The sequence below is a fragment of the Brevundimonas sp. genome (assembly GCF_019636155.1).
GTDB lineage: Bacteria > Pseudomonadota > Alphaproteobacteria > Caulobacterales > Caulobacteraceae > Brevundimonas.
The window spans coordinates 145,354-164,053 of record NZ_JAHBYB010000005.1; the positions used below are offsets into that span (position 1 = coordinate 145,354).

Sequence of the window (18,700 nt, forward strand, 5' to 3'; positions counted from 1 at the left end):
CCCCTGCCCAACGCGGAAAGCGCCGATCGGCGCCGTGCCTATGGTTCCAATGTCATCGCCTCGGCCAGCAGCCTGGCCTCGGCGGCGCGGGATGAGCCGGCGCGCCAGGCGACGACGATCTCACGGTGCGGCGCAGGCCCCTTGCCCCGGCCCTCGATCCGCCGGACCGCCACCCCGGGACTGTCGGCCAGGCCGGCCTTGACCGCCATCTCGGGCAGGAAGCTGACGCCCAGGCCCGAACCGATCATCTGCACCAGGGTGTGCAGGCTGGTGGCGGCGAAGACGTCGTCGCCGCGCGGCGCCTCCAGGTCGAAGGCGGCCAGGGCCTGATCGCGCAGACAGTGGCCGTCCTCCAGCAGGATCAGATCGGCCCCGTCCAGGGCGCCGGGCCGGACCGTCTCGGCCCGCGCCAGGGGGTGGTCGGACGGGGCGGCGGCGAGGATCTCGTCCGAGCCGATGCGGGCATGGCGCAGGCCGGTGGTGGCGTAGGGCAGGGCGATGACCGCCGCGTCCAGGTGGCCGCCGCGAAGCGCCGAGACCAGATGGGCGGTCTGGTCCTCGCGGATGAACAGGCGCAGCTCCGGATAGGCCGCCTTGAGCCCCGGCAGCTTGGCCGGCAGCAGGAAGGGGGCGACCGTGGGGATGACGCCCAGGCGGAAGCGGCCGGTCAGGGGACGTCCGGCGTTGCGGGCCGCCTCGACCATGTCCTCGGCCCGGGCCAGGACGTCCTCGGCCCTGACCACCGCCTCTTCGCCGACTGCGGTCAATATGACCGCGCCGCGCGTCCGCTCGACCACCGGCGCCCCCAGGATGCGCTCAAGCTCCTGGATGCCGGTCGACAGGGCGGGCTGGCTGACATGGGCCGCCTCGGCCGCCCGGCTGAAGGAGCCATGGGCCGCCAGCAGCTTCAGATAATGCAGTTGACGCAGGGTGGGCAGCATGGCGGCTCGCGGCGAAAGATAAGCTGGATATATGCCATCGGCTTCCATGATATGCCAGACCTATGCCGACGCCGGGCCGCCCGCACGCTTGTCGCGGCCCGTCGCTCATGCATAGTGCGGTTCGATCAGGAGCCGTCCATGACATCCACGCCGGCCGCCCCCTTCCGCCCCGTGGAGACCGAACGGCTGGACGCCTTCGTCGACGCCTCCTTCGCCTTCGCCGTGACCCTGCTGATCATCGCCGGGGCCGAGCCGCTGGACGACTTCTCGGACCTGCTGCGGGCCCTGGGGCGGATTCCGGCCTTCGCGGCGGGGTTCGCCCTGGTGGTCATGTTCTGGCTGGGGCATCGCGGCTACGGCCGGCTGGCGCCGGTGCGCGACGGCTGGTCGGCGCTTCTGAGCCTGGCCATCGTCTTCATGGTGCTGATCTACGTTTTTCCCCTGCGGCTGCTGACAGAGGCGGGGATGGCCTATTTCACGGGCGGGCGGCTGCCGGGGCGCGAGCTGATCGGTTCTCTGGACCAGCTGCGGGGCGTCTACACCATCTACGGGATCGGCTTCGCGGCTCTGAGCTGGCTGTATTTCCTGCTGTACCGGCACATGCTGAAGCGCGGCGAACTGCTGGGCCTGGCCGAGGATGATCGTGACGAGGCCGAGGAAAACCGCACCGTCTGGGGCGTCATCACCATCTCGGGCCTGGTCTCGGCCGGCCTGGCCTGGGCCCTGCCCCTGGGCCAGGTTCCGTGGGCGCCGGGCTTCAGCTACTGGCTGATCCCGGTCGGGCTGTTCTTCGCCAATCTGATGGAGCGGCGCCGGCGCGGCCGGGGCCTGCTGGCGCGTCGCGTCGCGGCGGGGGCCGATCCGGCGGCCTGACCCAGGCCTTCGCCGCAATGTGACCGCCGCCGGGTGGACGGGCGGCGTCCCGGTCGATACTCGCCTGTCTGGCGAGGCGCCGCGGGTTTGGTTCGCCTCTTGCAGGCGGCCGGGCGGGCCCGAATCCCGGTCCCTAAACGAGACAGGCGAAGACGACCGATGCTGCTGGAAGGCGAGATCAACTGGATGCTGGTGCTGGCCGTCACGGCCGGGGTCACGACCCTGATCGCCGTCATCGCCGCGGTCTTCGCCGTCAGCCGGGGCGTGCGCCACGCCAGCACCAGCGGCGAACTGGACCTGGTGCAGAAGGTGGCCGAGGCGGCCGACCGGCGCCTGTTCGAAACCCTGAACGCCATTCCCGTGGCCCTGGTCGAGACCGACCGGGCGGGCAAATTCGTTTTCGCCAACCGCGCCGCCCACCAGCTGCTGGGCCGCCGCGACGCCGAACTTCTGGGCCTGCGGTTTCATTCGGCCACCTGGGGCATCACCTATCCCGATGGCCGGCCCGTGCCGCCCGACCTCCTTCCCAGCGCGCGGGCCCTGCGCGGCCAGACGGTCAAGGGATTCCAGCACCTGCTGGCCAATCCGGCGACGCGGCGGAAGATGCTGGTCTCGGTCACGGCCATGCCGATTGAGAACGAATTGGGCGAGATCACCGGCTCGACCGCCGCCATCGTGGAGACCGAGACCCTGGCCGTCCCCGAGGCGGTCATTGAACCGGTCATGGCCGCCGAGGCCGCATCCCCGGCCGAAGCCGACCTGACTCGCCGCGTGTTCGAGGCCGCCCCCGGCGCCCTGGTCGTCGTCGGCGCCGATGGGCGGGTGCGCGAGGCCAATGGCGTGGCCCAGGCCCTGGCCGGGGACACCCCGGCGGCGGACGCTGACTTCGCCGACCTGTTCCTGGACGAGACGGACCGCGAGGCCGCCCGACTGACCCTGCAGTCCGCCCTGACTGGCGCCGAGGCCGCGCCGATCATGTCGCGCCAGGTCGCCTGGTCCGTCCTGCGCCTGCCCGGCGTCGACGGGGCCGAGGACGCCCTGCTGCTAGCTGGGGAAGCGGCCGGCGCCCCGGTCGCCGAAGCCGAGGTCGAGGCCGTCGTCGCCGAGGCCCCCGATCAGGCCGCCATCGACACGCGCGAGGCCGAACTGGCGGCCCAGCGCGACGCCGCCCTGGCCCAGGCCGAGGCCGCCCGCGCCGAGGCCGAGAGCGCCCGCCGAGCCGCCCAGGAAACCCAAGCTCAAGCCGAGGCCGATCTGGCCGGGGGTCGCCGCATGGAGAATGTCGGACGCCTGACCGGCGGCCTGGCCCACGATTTCAACGCCCTGCTGGGCGTGATGACTAGCGCCCTGGACATGATGCTGCGCCAGGCCGACGATCCGGCGCGGGTGCGGCGGCTGGGGCAGGCGGCCCTGGCGGCCGGCCAGAGGGGCGAGACCCTGACCCGGCGGCTGACCGCCTTCGCCCAGGGCGATGACGAGGCGCCGGCCCTGCAGGTGCTGGACGCCGGGGTCATGCTCAAGGCCATGGAGAGCCGGCTGCGCGCCCTGGCCGGGCCCGGCGTCGATCTGATGGTCGAGGCGCCGTCCGAGCCGGCGCCGGTGCGTATGGACCCGGTGGCCTTCGAGGGCGCCGTCAGGGCCCTGACCGCCAACGCCATCGAGGCGGTGGGCGGGGCCGGGTCCGTGGCCGTGCGGCTGGAAAGCCTGCTGGAAGGCGGCCTGCGGCTGTCGGTGCGCGACAGTGGGCCGGGCATGGACCGCGAACTGGCGGCGCGCGCCCTGGAGCCCTTCTTCACCACCAAGCCCGGGGCGGCGGGCCTGGGCCTGCCCCAGGCCTATGCCTTCGCCCGCCAGTCGGGCGGCAGGCTGTCGATCGACTCCGGCCCCGGAGAAGGCGCCGAGGTGGCGGTCACCCTGCCCCTGGCGCGCGCCGAGGACCGGGCGGCCTGACCTCTTAATCCGGCCTATCGCCGTTCCGCCGCTGGTCGTGTTAACCTTCCGCCGATCCTGACGGAGGCGGTGCGATGAAGATCCTGCGATTTGTCCTGGTGCTGGCGGTGATCGCCTATGTCGGCTGGCTGGCCTGGCCGGTTCTGGGCCCCATGGTCCAGGGCGGGATGTCGGATTTCGCGGCGGGCGGTTTCGACCTGACCTCGGCCCAGACCCTTCTGTGGGTCGGCGCCATCGCCCTTTATCTGATCGCCGCCCTGATGCTGGGCTCCGGCAATCCCAAGGCGGCGGTCGCCTATTTCCTGGGCTTCATCGCCGACGCGGTGCTGCGCCTGGCCCTGGATAGCCGGGGCGGCGGCGGAGCGGCCTCGGACGCCATGGCCGAGCGTTCGATCGAGGCCACCACCATGGCCGCGCCAGCCGCCGGCGGCATCGACCCGACCTGGATCGTCCTGGGCGCCCTGCTGGTCATCGGGGTGCTGGTGGTCCTGGTGTCGCGGCGCCGGAGGCGAGCGCGGACGCCCGGCCAGCTGGCGGTCTGAAACCTCGCGTCACCGGGGTTGAGCGCCCATATCAGGCCCGGCGGTTGACCCCATCGGGGCGAACGCTAGTAAGTCCGGCGCGCCTATGCCTCCCCGCGCCCCGCTCTCTCAAGGATGAAGTCCATGGCTGACGCCGCCCCCACCTATGACGTCGTGATCATCGGCGGCGGACCGGGCGGCTACAACGCCGCCATCCGCGCGGGCCAGCTGGGGCTGAAAGCCGCCTGCGTCGAGATGCGCGACACCCTGGGCGGAACCTGCCTGAACGTCGGCTGCATGCCGTCCAAGGCCCTGCTGCATGCGTCCGAGCTGTTCGAGATCGCGGGCCACGAGTTCCCGACCCTGGGCATCAAGGTCGGCAAGCCCGAGCTGGACCTGCCGCAGATGATGCAGCAGAAGGCCGACAGCGTGACGGCCCTGACCAAGGGCATCGAATTCCTGTTCAAGAAGAACAAGGTCGACTGGCTGAAGGGGCGCGGCCGCATCGCCGGCGCCGGTCAGGTCGAGGTCGAGGCCGCCGACGGCGCCAGGACGACCTATCAGGCCAGGAACATCATCATCGCCACCGGCTCCGAGCCGACCCCCCTGCCCGGCGTGGATTTCGTGGACGGCAAGGTGATCGATTCCACCGGCGCCCTGTCGCTGGACAAGGTTCCGGGCAAGCTGATCGTCATCGGCGCCGGCGTGATCGGGCTGGAGCTGGGCTCGGTCTGGCGCCGCCTGGGGGCCGAGGTGACGGTGATCGAATATCTGGACTCCGTCGGCGCCGGGATGGACGGCGAGGTGGCCACCGCCTTCCAGCGCGGCCTGGCCAAACAGGGCATGAGCTTCCGCATGGGGACCAAGGTCACCGGGGCCAAGGTGGACGACGCGGGCGTCGAACTGACCGTAGAACCGGCGGCGGGCGGCGCGGCCGAGACGGTGCGCGGCGATGTGGTGCTGGTGGCCATCGGCCGGCGCCCCTACACCGCCGGCCTGGGGCTGGAGACGGTGGGGATCGAGACCGACAAGCGCGGCTTCATCGCCAACGACCATCTGAAGACCGGCCAGAACGGCGTCTGGGTCATCGGCGACGTGACCCATGGCCCGATGCTGGCGCACAAGGCCGAGGAAGACGCGGTGGCCGCCGTCGAGACCATCGCCGGCAAGACGGGTCACGTCGATTACGACCTGGTCCCCAGCGTCATCTACACCAGCCCCGAGGTCGCCTGGGTCGGCAAGACCGAGGAACAGCTGAAGGCGGCGGGCATCGCCTACAGGAAGGGCAAATTCCCCTTCGCCGCCAACAGCCGCGCCAAGATCAACCACGAGACCGAGGGCTTCGTGAAGGTGCTGGCCGACGCCGCGACCGACCGGGTCCTGGGCGTACACATCTATGGCCCCCAGGCCGGCGAGATGATCTCGGAGGCCACCATGACCCTGGCCTTCGGCGGCGCCAGCGAGGACATCGCCCGCACCTGTCACCCCCACCCGACCCGCTCGGAAGCCGTCCGCCAGGCGGCCATGGGGGTCGAGGGCTGGACCATGCAGGCCTGACCCCAGGCTCTCTAAATCCGGCGATCAGCCCCTGGGATGGGCCTGGGCGTAGGCGGCCATCAGCCGGGCGGCGTCCACGGCGGCGTATTTCTGGGTCGTCGACAGGCTGGCGTGGCCCAGCAGTTCCTGGATCGACCGCAGGTCGGCCCCGGCGCCCAGCAGATGGGTGGCGAAACTGTGCCTCAGCGCATGGGGGGTGGCCGATGCCGGCAGGCCCAGCCGCCCGCGCAGCCTCTGCACCGCCGCCTGGACGTGACGGGGGCTCAAGGGGCCCCCGCGCCGCGCCCGGAACAGGGGATCGGCCGGCGTCATGACGAAGGGCTGGGCCGCCAGATAGGCGTCAATCGCCGCGCGCACGGCGGGCAGGACGGGCGCCATCCGCGCCTTGCCGCCCTTGCCGGTGATGCGAAGGGTCTCCGGCAGGGGCGCGTCGGCGCGGGTCAGGGACAGGGCCTCGGAGATCCGCAGGCCGCAGCCGTAGAGCAGGGTCAGGACAGCGCGGTCGCGGGCGGCCTCCCACGGTTCGGCGTCCGGGTCGGCTTCGGTCTCGGCCAGCAGGCCGCGCGCCTGGTCCTCGTTCAGCGGGCGCGGCAGGGTCGGCTTGACGCGGGGGCCGCGAACCAGGGCCAGCTGCGGCGCGGCGACGCCCAGCCGCCGGTCCAGAAAACCGTGGAAACTGCGGATCGCCGCCAAGGTCTGGGACAGGGAGCGGGCGTTCAGCGGCCGATCGCCGGCCCGTCTCTGGGCCAGATGGGCGCGCACCTCGGCGGCCGTGACGGCGCCCAGGGCGGCGGCGTCCTGCGGCCCTTCGCCGCGATGATCCTGCAGGAAGGCCAGATAAAGCCGGCCGACATGGCCATAGGCCTCGACCGTGCGCGGCGACAGCCGGCGCTCGTGCGCCAGATGGGCCAGCCAGGCCGCCAGGGCGGCCTCGGCCGTCATGGGGGCGTTCAGGCCAGGACCGGCCATCGCTCAGCCATCCGCTCGACCACCCGGGTCAGGAAGGCCGCCAGTTCGCAGCCCATGGCCGGGGTGAAGCCCTCCGGATCGGGCGATCCGAAGGCGCACAGGGCGTGGCGCGCCTCGCCGCCGACGAACTGGGGCGCCATCCGCACCAGGGCGACCGACCTCACCTCGGCCTCGGCGGCGCCGAACAGGTCCAGCCCGTCGAAATTGGAGCCCAGCCAGTGCAGGCCGTCGTCGCCGATCAGCCGGTCCACCCGGTCCTCGGCCAGGGCGCGCCACCCGAAAGGGACCCCGCCGGGCCGCTCCAGTCCGATCACGGCCGAGGCCAGGCCGAACCGGGCCTGGGCGCCGGCGCCGAGACGCCGCGCCAGGTCGGCGTGGTTGCGCGCCTCCATCAGGTCCAGAGCGGCGGCGTGGGTCTGGGTCTGGGCGGCGAAATTGGCGCGGGCCACGGCCTCGATCTGTTTGCGGGCGCCGGCCTCGCGCTCGACCACAGCCTCCAATCGGGTCAGGGCCGCCCGGCCCAGATCGACCACCTTGCCCCGCCGCTCCAGCCCCAGTTCGCCCAGCAGGGCGGCATCCTCGGTCAGGCTGTCGGGATGGGACTGGACCCAGGCGCGCACGCGCGGCCAATGCAACGGATCGGCGTCCGTTTCCGTCGCAGGGAAGAGGTCCAATGAGCCGCTCAACAGACCTCTCCGGGAGATCGAAGTTACAGGATCGACTGACCGGTCTTGCCCCAGTCCGCCAGGAAGGCATCAAGCCCCTTGTCGGTTAACGGGTGTTTGATCAGCCCCTTGAACACATCCGGCGGCAGGGTGGCGGCGTCCGCCCCGGCCAGAGCCGCGGCCGAGACGTGCGACGGGTTACGCAGGCTGGCGGCCAGGACCTCGGTCTCGAAGCCGTGGATGTCGTACAGGGTGCGGATCTCCTCCAGCAGGGCGATCCCGTCGGCGCCGTGGTCTTCCAGACGCCCGACGAAGGGCGATATGAAGGTCGCGCCCGCCTTGGCCGCCAGCAGGGCCTGGGCGGCCGAGAAGCACAGGGTGACGTTGGTCCGGACCCCCTTGTCGGAAAACGCCCGCGTGGCCCGCAGCCCGTCCCACGTCAGGGGCAGTTTCACCACGACGTTGGGGGCGATGGCCGCCAGCTTGTCGCCCTCCCTGACCATGGTCTCGAAATCGGTCGCCACGGCCTCGGCCGAGATCGGCCCCTCGACCAGGGCGCAGATTTCGGCGATGACCTCGGCGATGTTCCGGCCCGACTTGGCGATCAGCGACGGATTGGTGGTGACGCCATCCACCATGCCGGTAGGAACCATGTCCTTGATGACGGCGACGTCTGCGGTGTCGAGAAACAGTTTCATGAGGCGGGTGATAGCGGAAAGGGCGGGGCTTGGCCAACGGCGCCTTCCCCCCTCGCGGGGGAAGGTGGGCGGCGGAGCCGCTCGGATGGGGGGGGTGTTGGACCGGCCCTCAATCCCCGCCGATCTGCGCGCCGAGAGATCCCCCCCATCCGCCTCGCTCCGCGAGCCACCTTCCCCCGCGAGGGGGGAAGGGATGGATTTCGCATGATCGTCGCCGCCGTCCTCCTTCCCCTGCCGGTGCCGGAAGCCTTCGACTACGAAATTCCCGAGGGGCTGGACCTGACGCGGGGCGATCCGGTCGCGGTTCCGCTGGGGCCGCGTCTGCTGCGCGGCGTGGTGTCCGAGGTGCGCGAGACGACCGGCTCGAACCGGCGTCTGAAGGCGGTCGAGGCGCGGCTGGACGATCCGACCTTGCCCGAACGCACGGTGGATTTCGTGGAGTGGGCCGCGCGCTGGACCCTGTCGCCGCCGGGCGAGATGGCGGCCGCCGCCCTGAAGGGCCTGCGCGCGCCGCCGCCCCGGCCCGAGCGCCGGGTGCGCCGCATCCCCGGCAGCGATCCCCTCCGCGCCACGCCCGCCCGAACCGCCGTGCTGGACACCCTGGGGGACCGCGACCTGACCGCCGCCGACCTGGCCCGCGCGGCCGGGGTCTCGACGGGCGTCGTCAAGGGGCTGGTCGACGAAGGCGTGCTGGAGATCGTCGAGATCACGGCCGAGGCCTCTTTCGCCGCGCCTGATCCCGACCACGCCCCGGCGACCCTGAACCCGGACCAGGCGGCGGCGGCCGACGCCATCGCCTCGACCCAAGGGTTTGCCCCCTTCCTGCTGGACGGGGTTACCGGCTCGGGCAAGACCGAGGCCTATCTGGAGGCCGCCGCCCGCATTCTGAGCGCCGATCCGGCGGCGCAGATCCTGATCCTGCTGCCCGAGATCGCCCTGACCCAGGCCCTGATCGCGCGCATCGCCGACCGTTTCGGCGCCGCCCCCGCCGAATGGCATTCCGCCGTCGCCCCGCCCCAGAGACGCCGCGTCTGGGAGGCCGTGCGCGCCGGGCGCTGCAACATCGTGGTCGGCGCCCGTTCGGCCCTGTTCCTGCCCTTCGTCGCCTTGCGCCTGCTGGTGGTGGACGAGGAGCACGACGGGTCGTTCAAGCAGGAGGAGGGGTTGGTCTATCACGGCCGCGACCTGGCCGTGGCGCGGGCGCGGATCGAGGGGGCGGCGGTGGTCCTGGCCTCGGCGACGCCCTCGCTGGAGACGCTGGCGAACGCTCAGGCCGGGCGCTACGGCTGGCTGAAACTGCGCGCCCGGCACGGGGCGGCGGTCCTGCCGGATATCCAGTTGATCGACCTGCGCCAGTCGCCGCCGGAGCGCGAGACCTGGCTGTCGGCGCCGCTGAGAACCGCCGTCGCCGAGACCCTGGCCCGGGGGGAGCAGAGCCTGCTGTTCCTGAACCGGCGCGGCTACGCCCCCGTCGTCCTGTGCCGGACCTGCGGCCACCGGCTGACGGCGCCGGATACCGATTCCTGGCTGGTCGAGCATCGCTACACCGGGCGGCTGGTCTGCCACCTCACCGGCTTCTCCATGGCCCGCCCCAGGGTCTGCCCCGCCTGCGGAGCCGAGGATGCCCTTGTCTCGGTCGGGCCGGGAGTGGAGCGGGTCGAGGAGGAGGTGCGCGGCCTCTTCCCCCAGGCGCGAACGGCAGTGTTCAGCTCGGACACGGCGCCCGACGCCAAGTCGGCCCGCGCCCTGATCAACTCCATGATCGAGGGCGAGATCGACATCCTGGTGGCCACCCAGGCGGCGGCCAAAGGCCACAATTTCCCGCGCCTGACCCTGGTCGGGGTGGTGGACGCGGACCTGGGCCTGCGCGGCGGCGACCTGAGGGCGGCCGAACGGACCTTCCAGCTGCTGACCCAGGCGACCGGGCGGGCCGGGCGGGCGGATCGGCCGGGACGCGCCCTGCTGCAGACCTGGACCCCCGAACACCCCGTGCTTCAGGCCCTGGCCGCCGGCGACCGCGACGCCTTCGCCGAAACCGAGTCGGCCGAGCGCGAGATGGGCGCCCTGCCGCCCTACGGCCGTCTGGCCGCCCTGATCCTGTCCAGCGAGAACGCCCAGGCGGTCGAGAAGACGGCCGCCGACCTGGCCGCCGCCATCCCCAACGCCGAACGGCTGGAGGTCTATGGCCCCGCCGACGCCCCCCTGGCTCTGGTGCGCGGGCGGCGGCGCAAACGGCTGCTGGTCCGGGCCGACCGCGACGTGGACCTTCAAGGCTTCCTGCGCGCCTGGCTGGCGCGGGTGAAGGTTCCGGCCAGTGTGCGGCTGACGGTGGACGTGGACCCCTATTCTTTCCTTTGACGGCGCCTAGCGTGTCGCGCCGGGCTTCCACAACACGTCGTCGGCGCCGTTGAAATTGGCCCGGCGGGCGGCGACGAACAGATGGTCCGACAGCCGGTTCAGATAGCGGACCGCCTCGGGGTTCACGGCCTCGCCCGCCTCGACCAGGCGCACCGCATCGCGTTCGGCGCGGCGGGCCACGGTGCGGCCCAGATGCAGGTGCGCCGCCAGGGGCGCGCCGCCGGGCAGGATGAAGCTGTCCAGCGGCTTCAGGCTCTCGTTCATCCAGTCGATCTCGGATTCCAGCCGCTCGACCTGGGAGGCGACAATGCGCAGGGCCTCCCATTTGGGCGGCGGCTCCAGCGGGGTGGCCAGGTCGGCGCCCAGGTCGAACAGTTCGTTCTGGATCCGACCCAGCATGGCGTCGATCCGCTCGTTCTGGCCGGCATGCAGCCGGGCGACGCCCAGGACGGCGTTCAGCTCGTCCACCGTCCCGTAGGCCTCGACCCGCAGGTCGGTCTTGGAGACCGGGGCGCCCGAGGCCAGGCGCGTCTGACCCCCGTCGCCGGTGCGAGTGTAGATGCGGTTCAGGGTGACCATGGTCTCAGCCCCCGTGGCCGGAACGCCACCAGGCCGCCAGCACCAGCAGGGCCACCGCCGTCGCCTGCAGCGCCACCCGCAGCCGCATCAGCTTGTTCGACCGGCTGCGCGCCTCGGGCCCGTCGGTGAACAGGGCCTTCAGCCCGAAGCCCAGGGTGACGGCCACCGACCCGATGGCGACCAGGATCAGGATGTCGAGAATGTTCATGGCGGGACCCTAGACCATTTTCTGTTCGGTCGGAATCGACTGAACCCAGATCTTCGCTCCGGGCGTCCCGCCGCCTGATCGGAAGGCGCCGCTTTCCATTGAGGAAGCCGGCGTCTAGGCATGGGCCATGCCAGAGCTTCCCGAGGTCGAGACGGTGCGTCGCGGGCTGGAGCCCGTGCTCCAGGGCGCGCGCCTGACCCGTGTGCGCCAGAACCGGCCGGACCTGCGGTTTCCTTTTCCCGAAGACTTCGTCGGCCGGCTGGAAGGGGCGACGGTGTTGCGGCTGGACCGGCGGGCGAAATATCTTCTGTTCCCGCTGTCGACCGGCGAGACCTGGGTCACCCACCTGGGCATGACCGGCCGCTTCACCCTGGACGGCCAGGAGATCGGCGAGTTCGAGGAGGACGCCCCCACAGGCGGCAAGCACGAACATGTCAGCCTGTGCGCCGAGAAGGACGGGTCGCGCAAACGGGTGGGGTTCGCGGACGCGCGCCGGTTCGGCTTCATGGGCCTGGTCCCCACCGATGCGGTCGAGGCGCATCCGTGGTTCGCGGGTCTGGGCCCCGAGCCGCTGGGCAACGGGTTTTCGGCCGCGCACCTGGCCGAGGCCTTCAGGGGGCGCAGGCAGAATGTGAAGGTCAGCCTGCTGGACCAGAGGATCGTGGCGGGCCTGGGCAATATCTATGTGTGCGAGGCCCTGTACCGGGCGCGCATCTCGCCCCCGGCGGCGGCGGGCAAGGTTTCGCGGCCCCGGCTGGAGACCCTGGCGACCCAGGTGCGTCAGGTGCTGAAGGACGCCATCGAAGCCGGCGGCTCGACCTTGCGCGACTTCGCCAACGCCGAGGGCGGCCAGGGCTATTTCCAGCACCGGTTCGACGTCTATGGCCGCGAGGGCCAGCCGTGCCGGGACGAGGCCTGTCCCGGCGTGGTCAAACGCATCGTCCAGGGCGGCCGTTCGACCTTCTATTGTCCGTCCTGCCAGAAGCGCTGACATGACCCATCGCATCATCCTGTTCCGCGGCATGAACACCGGCGGGGTGCGCGCGCCCGTGGCCGAACAACGGGCCATGGCCGAGAGGATGGGGCTGAGGAACCCGCGCACCTTGTTGGCCAGCGGCAATCTGGTGGTCGAGAGCGGCAAGGCGACGACGGCGCTGGAAGGCGAGATCGAAGCGGCGATGCAGGCGACCTTCGGCCTGAAGGTCGCGGCCATGGCGCGGACGCCGGACCAGTGGGCGGGGCTGATCGCCGCCAATCCCTTCGCCCAGGAGGCGGCGGCGCATCCGGCCAAGGTGCTGCTGATGGTGATGAAGGACGGGATCAGGGCCGGGGCGGTCGAGGCCTGCCGCGACCTGGCTGCCGAGGGCGAGCGGGTCGAGGCTGTGGGCGGGGCGCTCTACTTCTGGTTCCCGAACGGACAGGGCGAGAGCGGCATTTTCAAGAAGGCCACGCCGCGCCTGCTGGGCATGGGCACCGGGCGCAACTGGAACACGGTGCTGAAGCTGGGACAGATGGTCGGGCTGGAGGGAAAGACGTGACCTGTCGGGGTTTGGTGCGGCGCACGGACATCAGACCTTGTTCATGACCTCGCAGTCCGACTAATCACTCGCCACTCGCCACTCGCCACTTTGGGAGCGCCCCATGGCCGACGCCTACGACAACCTGCAGATCGAACGCCACGCCGACGGCTATGCGGTGGTGACCCTGAACCGGCCCGAGGCGCTGAATGCGCTGAACTCGGCCCTGTTCGCCGATCTGGCGGCCTTTCTGGACGCGGTGGAGCAGGATGACAGCGTGCGCTGCCTGATCCTGACCGGTTCGGGCGACAAGGCCTTCGCCGCCGGCGCCGACATCAAGGAGATGGCGGACCAGACCTACGCCCAGATGTATTCCGGCAATTTCTTCGCCCTGGGCCACGACCGGATTACCCGGTTCAGGAAGCCGATCATCGCGGCGGTCAACGGCTTCGCCCTGGGCGGCGGCTGCGAACTGGCCATGCTGTGCGACTTCATCATCGCCTCGGACAGGGCGAAATTCGGCCAGCCGGAGATCAATCTGGGCGTGGCCCCAGGCATCGGCGGATCGCAGCGGCTGACGCGGCTGGTGGGCAAGTCCAAGGCCATGGACATGGTCCTGACCGCCCGGATGATGGACGCGGCCGAGGCCGAGCGCGCCGGTCTGGCGTCGCGCGTCTTCCCGCACGAGGCGCTGATGGACGAGGCGCGCAAGATCGCCGCCCGCATCGCGGCGCAAAGCCTCCTGGCCATCATGGCCAACAAGGAGATGGTCAACGCCGCCCTGGAGACCACCCTGACGCAAGGGGTCCAGTTCGAACGCCGCCTGTTCCATTCCCTGTTCGCCTTCGAGGACCAGAAGGAGGGGATGAGCGCCTTCGTGGAGAAGCGGAAGCCGGCGTTCAAAGGGAAGTAGGGCTTAGGCAGATAGGCAGCAGGGATACGAACCGGGCGCAGGCTTGAGGGCATCGATCCTACTGCCTACTGCCTAAGCCCTACTGCCTTCTTCCCGCCCTTGATCCCCGCCCCGCCTTCGGCTATAGCCGCGCGCTCTTGAGATTTCCGCGCCGCGGACGTGTGGTCTGCGGCGTTTTCCGTTCGAAGGTTTGACTGATGGCCAACAACCCCGGCGCCCGCAAGGCGATCCGCAAGATCGAAGCCCGGACCCAGGTGAACAAGGCGCGCCGCACGCGCGTCCGCACCTTCCTGCGCAAATTCCAGGAAGCCGTTTCGGGCGGCGACGCCGCGGCCGCCAAGACCGCCTTCGTCGAGGCCCAGTCGGAACTGATGCGCGCCGTCTCCAAGGGCGTGGTTCACAAGAACACCGGCTCGCGCAAGGTGTCGCGCCTGGCCGCCCAGCTGAAGAAGATGGCCGCCGCCTGAACCGGCCGCGACCGGACGGCCCGTCACGCGGTCGTCATGGTTAAATTCAATGATTTCAACGGCGAGGGCGCGAAGGCTCCCTCGCCGTCGGCATATCCGGCGCTAAGAGTATCGGGTGGATTTCGCACTCGCCTTTGTGGCGAAAGCGCCATTTTCCCAAGCCGGAACGGGCTTTACCGGAGTCAACAAATTTAACTTCGAATCAGGTCGAGAATCTGCGTTGACCCGGCCCGCCCCCAGCGTAAGTTTTGGCTTCTAACGCCCTTCCATCCTCCTACGGATGAAGTCGGCGCGGAACTCGATTTCGCGTCGCGGGGGATTGTCTGTTCGAGAGTACGGCCCCGCCGGCGGACCCTGTTCGCCGGGCAGGAGAAGTCGTCCCCGACAGGCCGTCACCGAAGGGCGGGGGTCGGTTGGTGAACTTCTGCGCTGGAGGGCGGGTGGCTATGACAGGGGCTGCGGCGATGTCGGGAATGACCGATCCGGACCGTATCTGGACCGAGGCCGCCCTGCGGCTGCGGGCCGAGATCGGCGAGGGTCCGTTCAGCTCCTATATCGCCCCTTCGGCCGTGCGCATGGACGGGGCGGGCCAGCTGGTCCTGGTGACCCCGACGGCCTACGCCCGCGACTGGGTGCGCAAGAACGCCCTGCGTCGGATGAACGAGCTGTGGCTGGGCCTGGACGGCCTGCATCGCCGGCTGGACGTCCGCTGCCGCGCCGAGGTGGGGTCGGCCCCGCCGGCCGCGGCCCTGGCGGCGTCCGCCTCGCCGGTCCAGCCGATGGCCCTGTCGGCCGCCCTGGCCGCCCCGATGGCCGCCCCCGTCACCGACGGCGCCCGCGCCGTGCGCGCCGCCGGCCTGCAGGAACGGCTGACCTTCGACAGTTTCGTCGAGGGCGACAGCAACGCCTTCGCCCTGGCCATCGCGCGCCAGACGGCGGGCTGGGCCGACGGCCATTTCAACCCGATCTTCTTCTGCGGCCCCTATGGCTACGGCAAGACCCACCTGCTGAACGCCATCGCCTGGGAGGCCCAGCGCCTGCGGCCCGACGCCAAGGTCATCTATCTGACCGCCGAGCGTTTCCTGTCGACCTTCGTCAAGGCCATGCAGGACCGCCAGACCGCCGCCTTCAAGGACAGCCTGCGCGGCGCCGACATGCTGCTTCTGGACGACGTCCAGTTCGTGGGCGGCAAGGCCTCGACCCAGGAAGAACTGCTGTCGACCCTGACGGCCCTGATCGAGGACGGCAAACGCATCGTCCTGTCGGGCGATCGGCCGCCCATGGCCATGAGCGAGGTCGAGCCGCGCCTGCGCAGCCATCTGGCCGCGGGCCTGACCTGCCCGGTCGAGCCGGGCGGCCGCGACCTGAAGATGGCCGTGGCCCGCAACCGGCTGTCGGCCCTGGCCGGACTGGGTGTCGTGGTCGGCGAGCCCCGACCCGAGGTGCTGGAACGGCTGGTGGACCGCACCCCCGGATCGATGCGTGAACTGGAAGGCGCGGTGAACACCCTGGCCGCCGCCGCCGGCCGACGCCTGTCCGAGGTCACGGTCGAGGAAGCGCAAGGCCTGCTGGGCGCCGCCCTGCGCGGCGGGCCGGAGCGCCGCATCACGGTTGACGAGATCCAGAAGACGGTGGCCGAGCATTTCGCCCTGAAACAGGCCGACCTTCTGTCGGAACGCCGCACCCGGTCCGTGGCGAGGCCGCGCCAGATCGCCATGTATCTGTGCAAGCAGCACACGACCCGCTCCTATCCCGACATCGGCCGCCGCTTCGGCGGGCGCGACCACACCACGGTTCTGCACGGGGTGCGCAAGATCGAGGAGCTTATGGCCGCCGACGAACAGATCGCCCGGGATGTCGAGGCGCTGACGCGCAAATTGAGGGGTTAGGCAGTAGGCAATAGGCAGTAGGGACGCCCGCGCCTGGATTTTTCCCCTACTGCCTACTCCCTAAGACCTACTGCCTTCCTTGCCCCTCGCGCCCAATCCGCTAGTGTCCTAGGCCCTCATTATGCGGTGACGGTTCTGAGTCGCCGCCTCGGGCGAAGACGACATATGCAGCTGACCATCGAACGCGCCGCGCTCCTCAAGGCCCTGGGCCATGTGCAGAGCGTGGTCGAACGCCGCAACACCATTCCGATCCTGTCCAATGTCCTGCTGACGGCCGGCCGCGACCGGCTGTCGTTCGCGGCCACCGACCTGGACATGGAGATGGTCGACGAGGCCGAGGCCCAGGTGAACGTCGAGGGCCAGATCACGGCGCCGGCCCACACCCTGTATGAGATCGTGCGCAAGCTGCCCGATGGCGCCGAGGTGTCCCTGACCTATTCGGGCGACGATCCGCGGCTGGTGGTGTCGGCGGGGCGGTCGCGCTTCAACCTGCCGGTCCTGCCGGCGGGGGATTTCCCGGTCATGTCGGCCGATGCCAACGGGGTGCGCTTCAGCCTGGCCAAGGAAGACCTGGCCCGCCTGATCGACAAGACCCGCTTCGCCGTCTCGACCGAGGAGACGCGCTACTATCTGAACGGCCTGTATCTGCACACGGTGGCCGAGGCGGGGGTTCCCCTGCTGCGCGCCGTGGCGACGGACGGCCACCGCCTCGCCCTGGCCGAAACTCCGGCCCCCGAAGGCGCGGCGGGCGGCCCCGGCGTCATCGTGCCGCGCAAGACGGTGGATCAGGTGCGTCGCTTGCTGGACGACGGCGCGGGCGCGGTCGAGGTGCAGGTCTCGGCCCAGAAGATCCGCTTCGAGTTCGGCGAGGCCAGTCTGACGTCCAAGGTGATCGACGGCGCCTTCCCCGACTATCTGCGCGTCATCCCCAAGGGCAACGACAAACAGGCCGACATCGACAACGGCGTCTTCGCCTCGGCCGTCGACCGGGTGGCCACCATCTCGGCCGAGAAGAGCCGCAGCGTGAAACTGGCCTTCGACAACGACCGGGTGAAGCTGACCGTCCGCAACATGGAGGCGGGCCAGGCCGAGGAAGAGGTCGAGATCGGCTATTCCGAAGAGCCGTTCGAGATCGGCTTCAACGCCCGCTATCTGCTGGACGTGGCCGGCCAGATCACCGGCGAGACGGCCATGTTCAAATTCGCCGACCCGGCCTCACCGACCCTGGTGCTCGATCCGGGCGACCCGGGCGTGCAATATGTGCTGATGCCGCTGAGGGTGTGATCCTGGGTGGCGAGTGGCGAGTGGCGAGTGGCGGGTGTTCATCGCGACAACGTCGGCGCTTAATAAGGATTGATCGGACCTGGTTCGGGCGGTGGGCGATCTCGCCACTCGCCACTCGCCACTCGCCACTGGCGCAGCCGTGATCGCCTCCCTCACCCTCACCGACTTCCGCTCCTACGCCGGGGCGTCTCTGACTCTGACCGGTCAGCCGCTGGTGCTGTTCGGGGCCAATGGGGCGGGCAAGACCAATGTGCTGGAGGCCTTGAGCCTGTTCACGCCCGGCAAGGGGCTGCGCGGCGCGACAGCGGTCGAGATCGGGCGGCGGGAGCCGGGCGAGACGGTCGGGCGGGCCTGGGCCGTGGCCCTGACGCTGGAGACCACGGACGGCGAGGCGAAGCTGGGCACGGGTGTGCAGGCGCCGGGCGCGGCGCGGCGGGTTGTGCGGATCGACGGCGAGACGGCCCCGCCGGGACGGCTGCTGGACTTTCTGCGGCCCGTCTGGGCGACGCCGGAGCAGGATCGGCTGTTCTCTGATGCAAGGGCGGCGCGGCTGAAATTCTTCGACCGGCTGGTGTTCGCGGCCGACCCGCACCATGCGGCGACGGTGGCGGCCTATGAAAAGGCGTTGCGCGAACGACTGCGGCTGCTGACCGAAGGGGCCGAAGGCCGGGCCGCCGATCCCCTGTGGCTGGATGCGCTGGAACAGCGGCTGGCCGAGGCCGGAGCGCGGGCGGCCATGGCGCGGGCGGGCGCGCTGACCGCCCTTCAGGCCGCCATCGACGCCCGGGCGGACCGGCCGTTTCCGCAGGCCGATCTGGGCCTGGCCGGCGAGGCCGAGCGGATGGCGGGCGACGGCGCCCACGAAGCGGACCTGATCGGTCTGATCGGCGAGGGGCTGGCGCGCAGCCGGGGCCGTGACGCCGCGGCCGGCCGGTCGCTGTACGGGCCGCATCGCAGCGACCTGACCGCCCTGCACCGCGAGAAGAACCGCCCCGCCGCCGAGGGGTCGTCGGGCGAGCAGAAGGCCCTGGCCCTGAACCTGATCCTGGCCCAGGCGACGCGGCTGAAGGACCAGGCCGCGGCCCCCGTCCTGCTGCTGGACGAGGCCCCGGCGCATCTGGATGCGGGGCGTCGCGCGGCCCTGTTCGACGAAATCGCGTCCTTAAGCCTGCCCGCCGTGATGACCGGCACCGAACGGCCCCTGTTCGAGGCCCTGGAGGGCCGGGCGCAGTTCGTGAAGGTGGCGGGCGGGACGTTCGAAACGGGGTGATTCCCGCCAATTCCCGTCATCAATCGAGACGGGCCCGACAC

Annotated in this window: 18 protein-coding genes; 12 read left to right on the plus strand and 6 right to left on the minus strand. The window is 70.7% G+C overall.

The genetic code is table 11. The annotated features are described in order from the left end of the window. Positions 1–38: 38 nt before the first annotated feature. On the minus strand, positions 39–941 hold the full coding sequence (locus tag KF910_RS07635) for a hydrogen peroxide-inducible genes activator (protein WP_292260129.1): 903 nt from the start codon (positions 939–941) through the stop codon (positions 39–41). Between the two features lie 138 nt (positions 942–1,079). Here KF910_RS07635 and KF910_RS07640 point away from each other — a divergent pair, with 138 nt between their 5' ends. The 4 genes from KF910_RS07640 to lpdA all read left to right on the plus strand — a co-directional run bounded on the left by KF910_RS07640 (position 1,080) and on the right by lpdA (position 5,842). Continuing rightward, complete coding sequence (locus KF910_RS07640; RefSeq protein WP_292260133.1) at positions 1,080–1,814, plus strand: TMEM175 family protein; 735 nt, start codon at positions 1,080–1,082, stop codon at positions 1,812–1,814. A 159-nt stretch (positions 1,815–1,973) separates the two neighbouring features. Continuing rightward, a complete protein-coding gene (locus KF910_RS07645) occupies positions 1,974–3,764 on the plus strand; it encodes an ATP-binding protein (protein ID WP_292260136.1) in 1,791 nt (596 codons plus the stop codon). A 74-nt stretch (positions 3,765–3,838) separates the two neighbouring features. Then, positions 3,839–4,306, plus strand: coding sequence for an LPXTG cell wall anchor domain-containing protein (locus KF910_RS07650; protein ID WP_292260139.1), 468 nt, complete (start codon positions 3,839–3,841; stop codon positions 4,304–4,306). Positions 4,307–4,429: 123 nt separating this feature from the next. Further along, positions 4,430–5,842 carry a dihydrolipoyl dehydrogenase gene (gene lpdA / locus KF910_RS07655; protein WP_292260142.1) on the plus strand — a complete coding sequence of 471 codons (1,413 nt, stop codon included), beginning with the start codon at positions 4,430–4,432 and terminating at the stop codon, positions 5,840–5,842. A gap of 24 nt (positions 5,843–5,866) precedes the next feature. Here the strand turns inward: lpdA and KF910_RS07660 are convergent, their stop codons facing one another. Genes KF910_RS07660 through fsa form a run of 3 tightly spaced genes read right to left on the minus strand, consistent with a single transcriptional unit; the run spans position 5,867 to position 8,174 of the window. Next, a complete protein-coding gene (locus tag KF910_RS07660; protein WP_292260145.1) occupies positions 5,867–6,811 on the minus strand; it encodes a tyrosine recombinase XerC in 945 nt (314 codons plus the stop codon). Further along, positions 6,793–7,485 (minus strand): DUF484 family protein, encoded by a 693-nt coding sequence (locus KF910_RS07665; RefSeq protein WP_416354689.1) that lies wholly within the window; start codon positions 7,483–7,485, stop codon positions 6,793–6,795. The genes KF910_RS07660 and KF910_RS07665 overlap by 19 nt, the downstream gene beginning before the upstream one ends. A 35-nt stretch (positions 7,486–7,520) precedes the next feature. Beyond that, entirely contained in the window at positions 7,521–8,174 is a 654-nt protein-coding gene (gene fsa, locus KF910_RS07670; RefSeq protein WP_292260148.1) for a fructose-6-phosphate aldolase, read from the minus strand. Positions 8,175–8,378: 204 nt separating this feature from the next. Between fsa and KF910_RS07675 the strand changes: the two genes are divergently transcribed. Beyond that, a complete protein-coding gene (locus KF910_RS07675; protein ID WP_292260151.1) occupies positions 8,379–10,532 on the plus strand; it encodes a primosomal protein N' in 2,154 nt (717 codons plus the stop codon). Between the two features lie 6 nt (positions 10,533–10,538). Here KF910_RS07675 and KF910_RS07680 read toward each other — a convergent pair whose 3' ends face one another. Continuing rightward, a complete protein-coding gene (locus tag KF910_RS07680) occupies positions 10,539–11,111 on the minus strand; it encodes a cob(I)yrinic acid a,c-diamide adenosyltransferase (RefSeq protein WP_292260153.1) in 573 nt (190 codons plus the stop codon). Positions 11,112–11,115: 4 nt separating this feature from the next. After that, positions 11,116–11,319: a twin transmembrane helix small protein gene (locus tag KF910_RS07685; RefSeq protein WP_292260156.1), complete on the minus strand. Its 204-nt coding sequence runs from the start codon at positions 11,317–11,319 to the stop codon at positions 11,116–11,118. A 127-nt stretch (positions 11,320–11,446) separates the two neighbouring features. On the opposite strand from KF910_RS07685, the gene mutM reads away from it, so the two are divergent. The 7 genes from mutM to recF all read left to right on the plus strand — a co-directional run bounded on the left by mutM (position 11,447) and on the right by recF (position 18,659). After that, positions 11,447–12,310 (plus strand): bifunctional DNA-formamidopyrimidine glycosylase/DNA-(apurinic or apyrimidinic site) lyase, encoded by an 864-nt coding sequence (gene mutM / locus KF910_RS07690; protein WP_292260158.1) that lies wholly within the window; start codon positions 11,447–11,449, stop codon positions 12,308–12,310. A gap of 1 nt (position 12,311) precedes the next feature. Then, positions 12,312–12,857, plus strand: a complete 546-nt coding sequence (locus KF910_RS07695) for a DUF1697 domain-containing protein (RefSeq protein ID WP_292260161.1) — start codon at positions 12,312–12,314, stop codon at positions 12,855–12,857. A 103-nt stretch (positions 12,858–12,960) separates the two neighbouring features. Beyond that, positions 12,961–13,749: an enoyl-CoA hydratase-related protein gene (locus tag KF910_RS07700; protein ID WP_292260164.1), complete on the plus strand. Its 789-nt coding sequence runs from the start codon at positions 12,961–12,963 to the stop codon at positions 13,747–13,749. A 197-nt stretch (positions 13,750–13,946) separates the two neighbouring features. After that, positions 13,947–14,216 carry a 30S ribosomal protein S20 gene (gene rpsT / locus KF910_RS07705; protein ID WP_292260167.1) on the plus strand — a complete coding sequence of 90 codons (270 nt, stop codon included), beginning with the start codon at positions 13,947–13,949 and terminating at the stop codon, positions 14,214–14,216. 464 nt (positions 14,217–14,680) lie between these two features. Then, on the plus strand, positions 14,681–16,105 hold the full coding sequence (gene dnaA, locus KF910_RS07710; protein ID WP_292260170.1) for a chromosomal replication initiator protein DnaA: 1,425 nt from the start codon (positions 14,681–14,683) through the stop codon (positions 16,103–16,105). A gap of 165 nt (positions 16,106–16,270) precedes the next feature. After that, complete coding sequence (dnaN, locus tag KF910_RS07715) at positions 16,271–17,389, plus strand: DNA polymerase III subunit beta (RefSeq protein WP_292260172.1); 1,119 nt, start codon at positions 16,271–16,273, stop codon at positions 17,387–17,389. A gap of 139 nt (positions 17,390–17,528) precedes the next feature. Beyond that, positions 17,529–18,659 carry a DNA replication/repair protein RecF gene (gene recF, locus KF910_RS07720; protein ID WP_292260173.1) on the plus strand — a complete coding sequence of 377 codons (1,131 nt, stop codon included), beginning with the start codon at positions 17,529–17,531 and terminating at the stop codon, positions 18,657–18,659. The last annotated feature ends 41 nt before the right edge of the window (positions 18,660–18,700 follow it).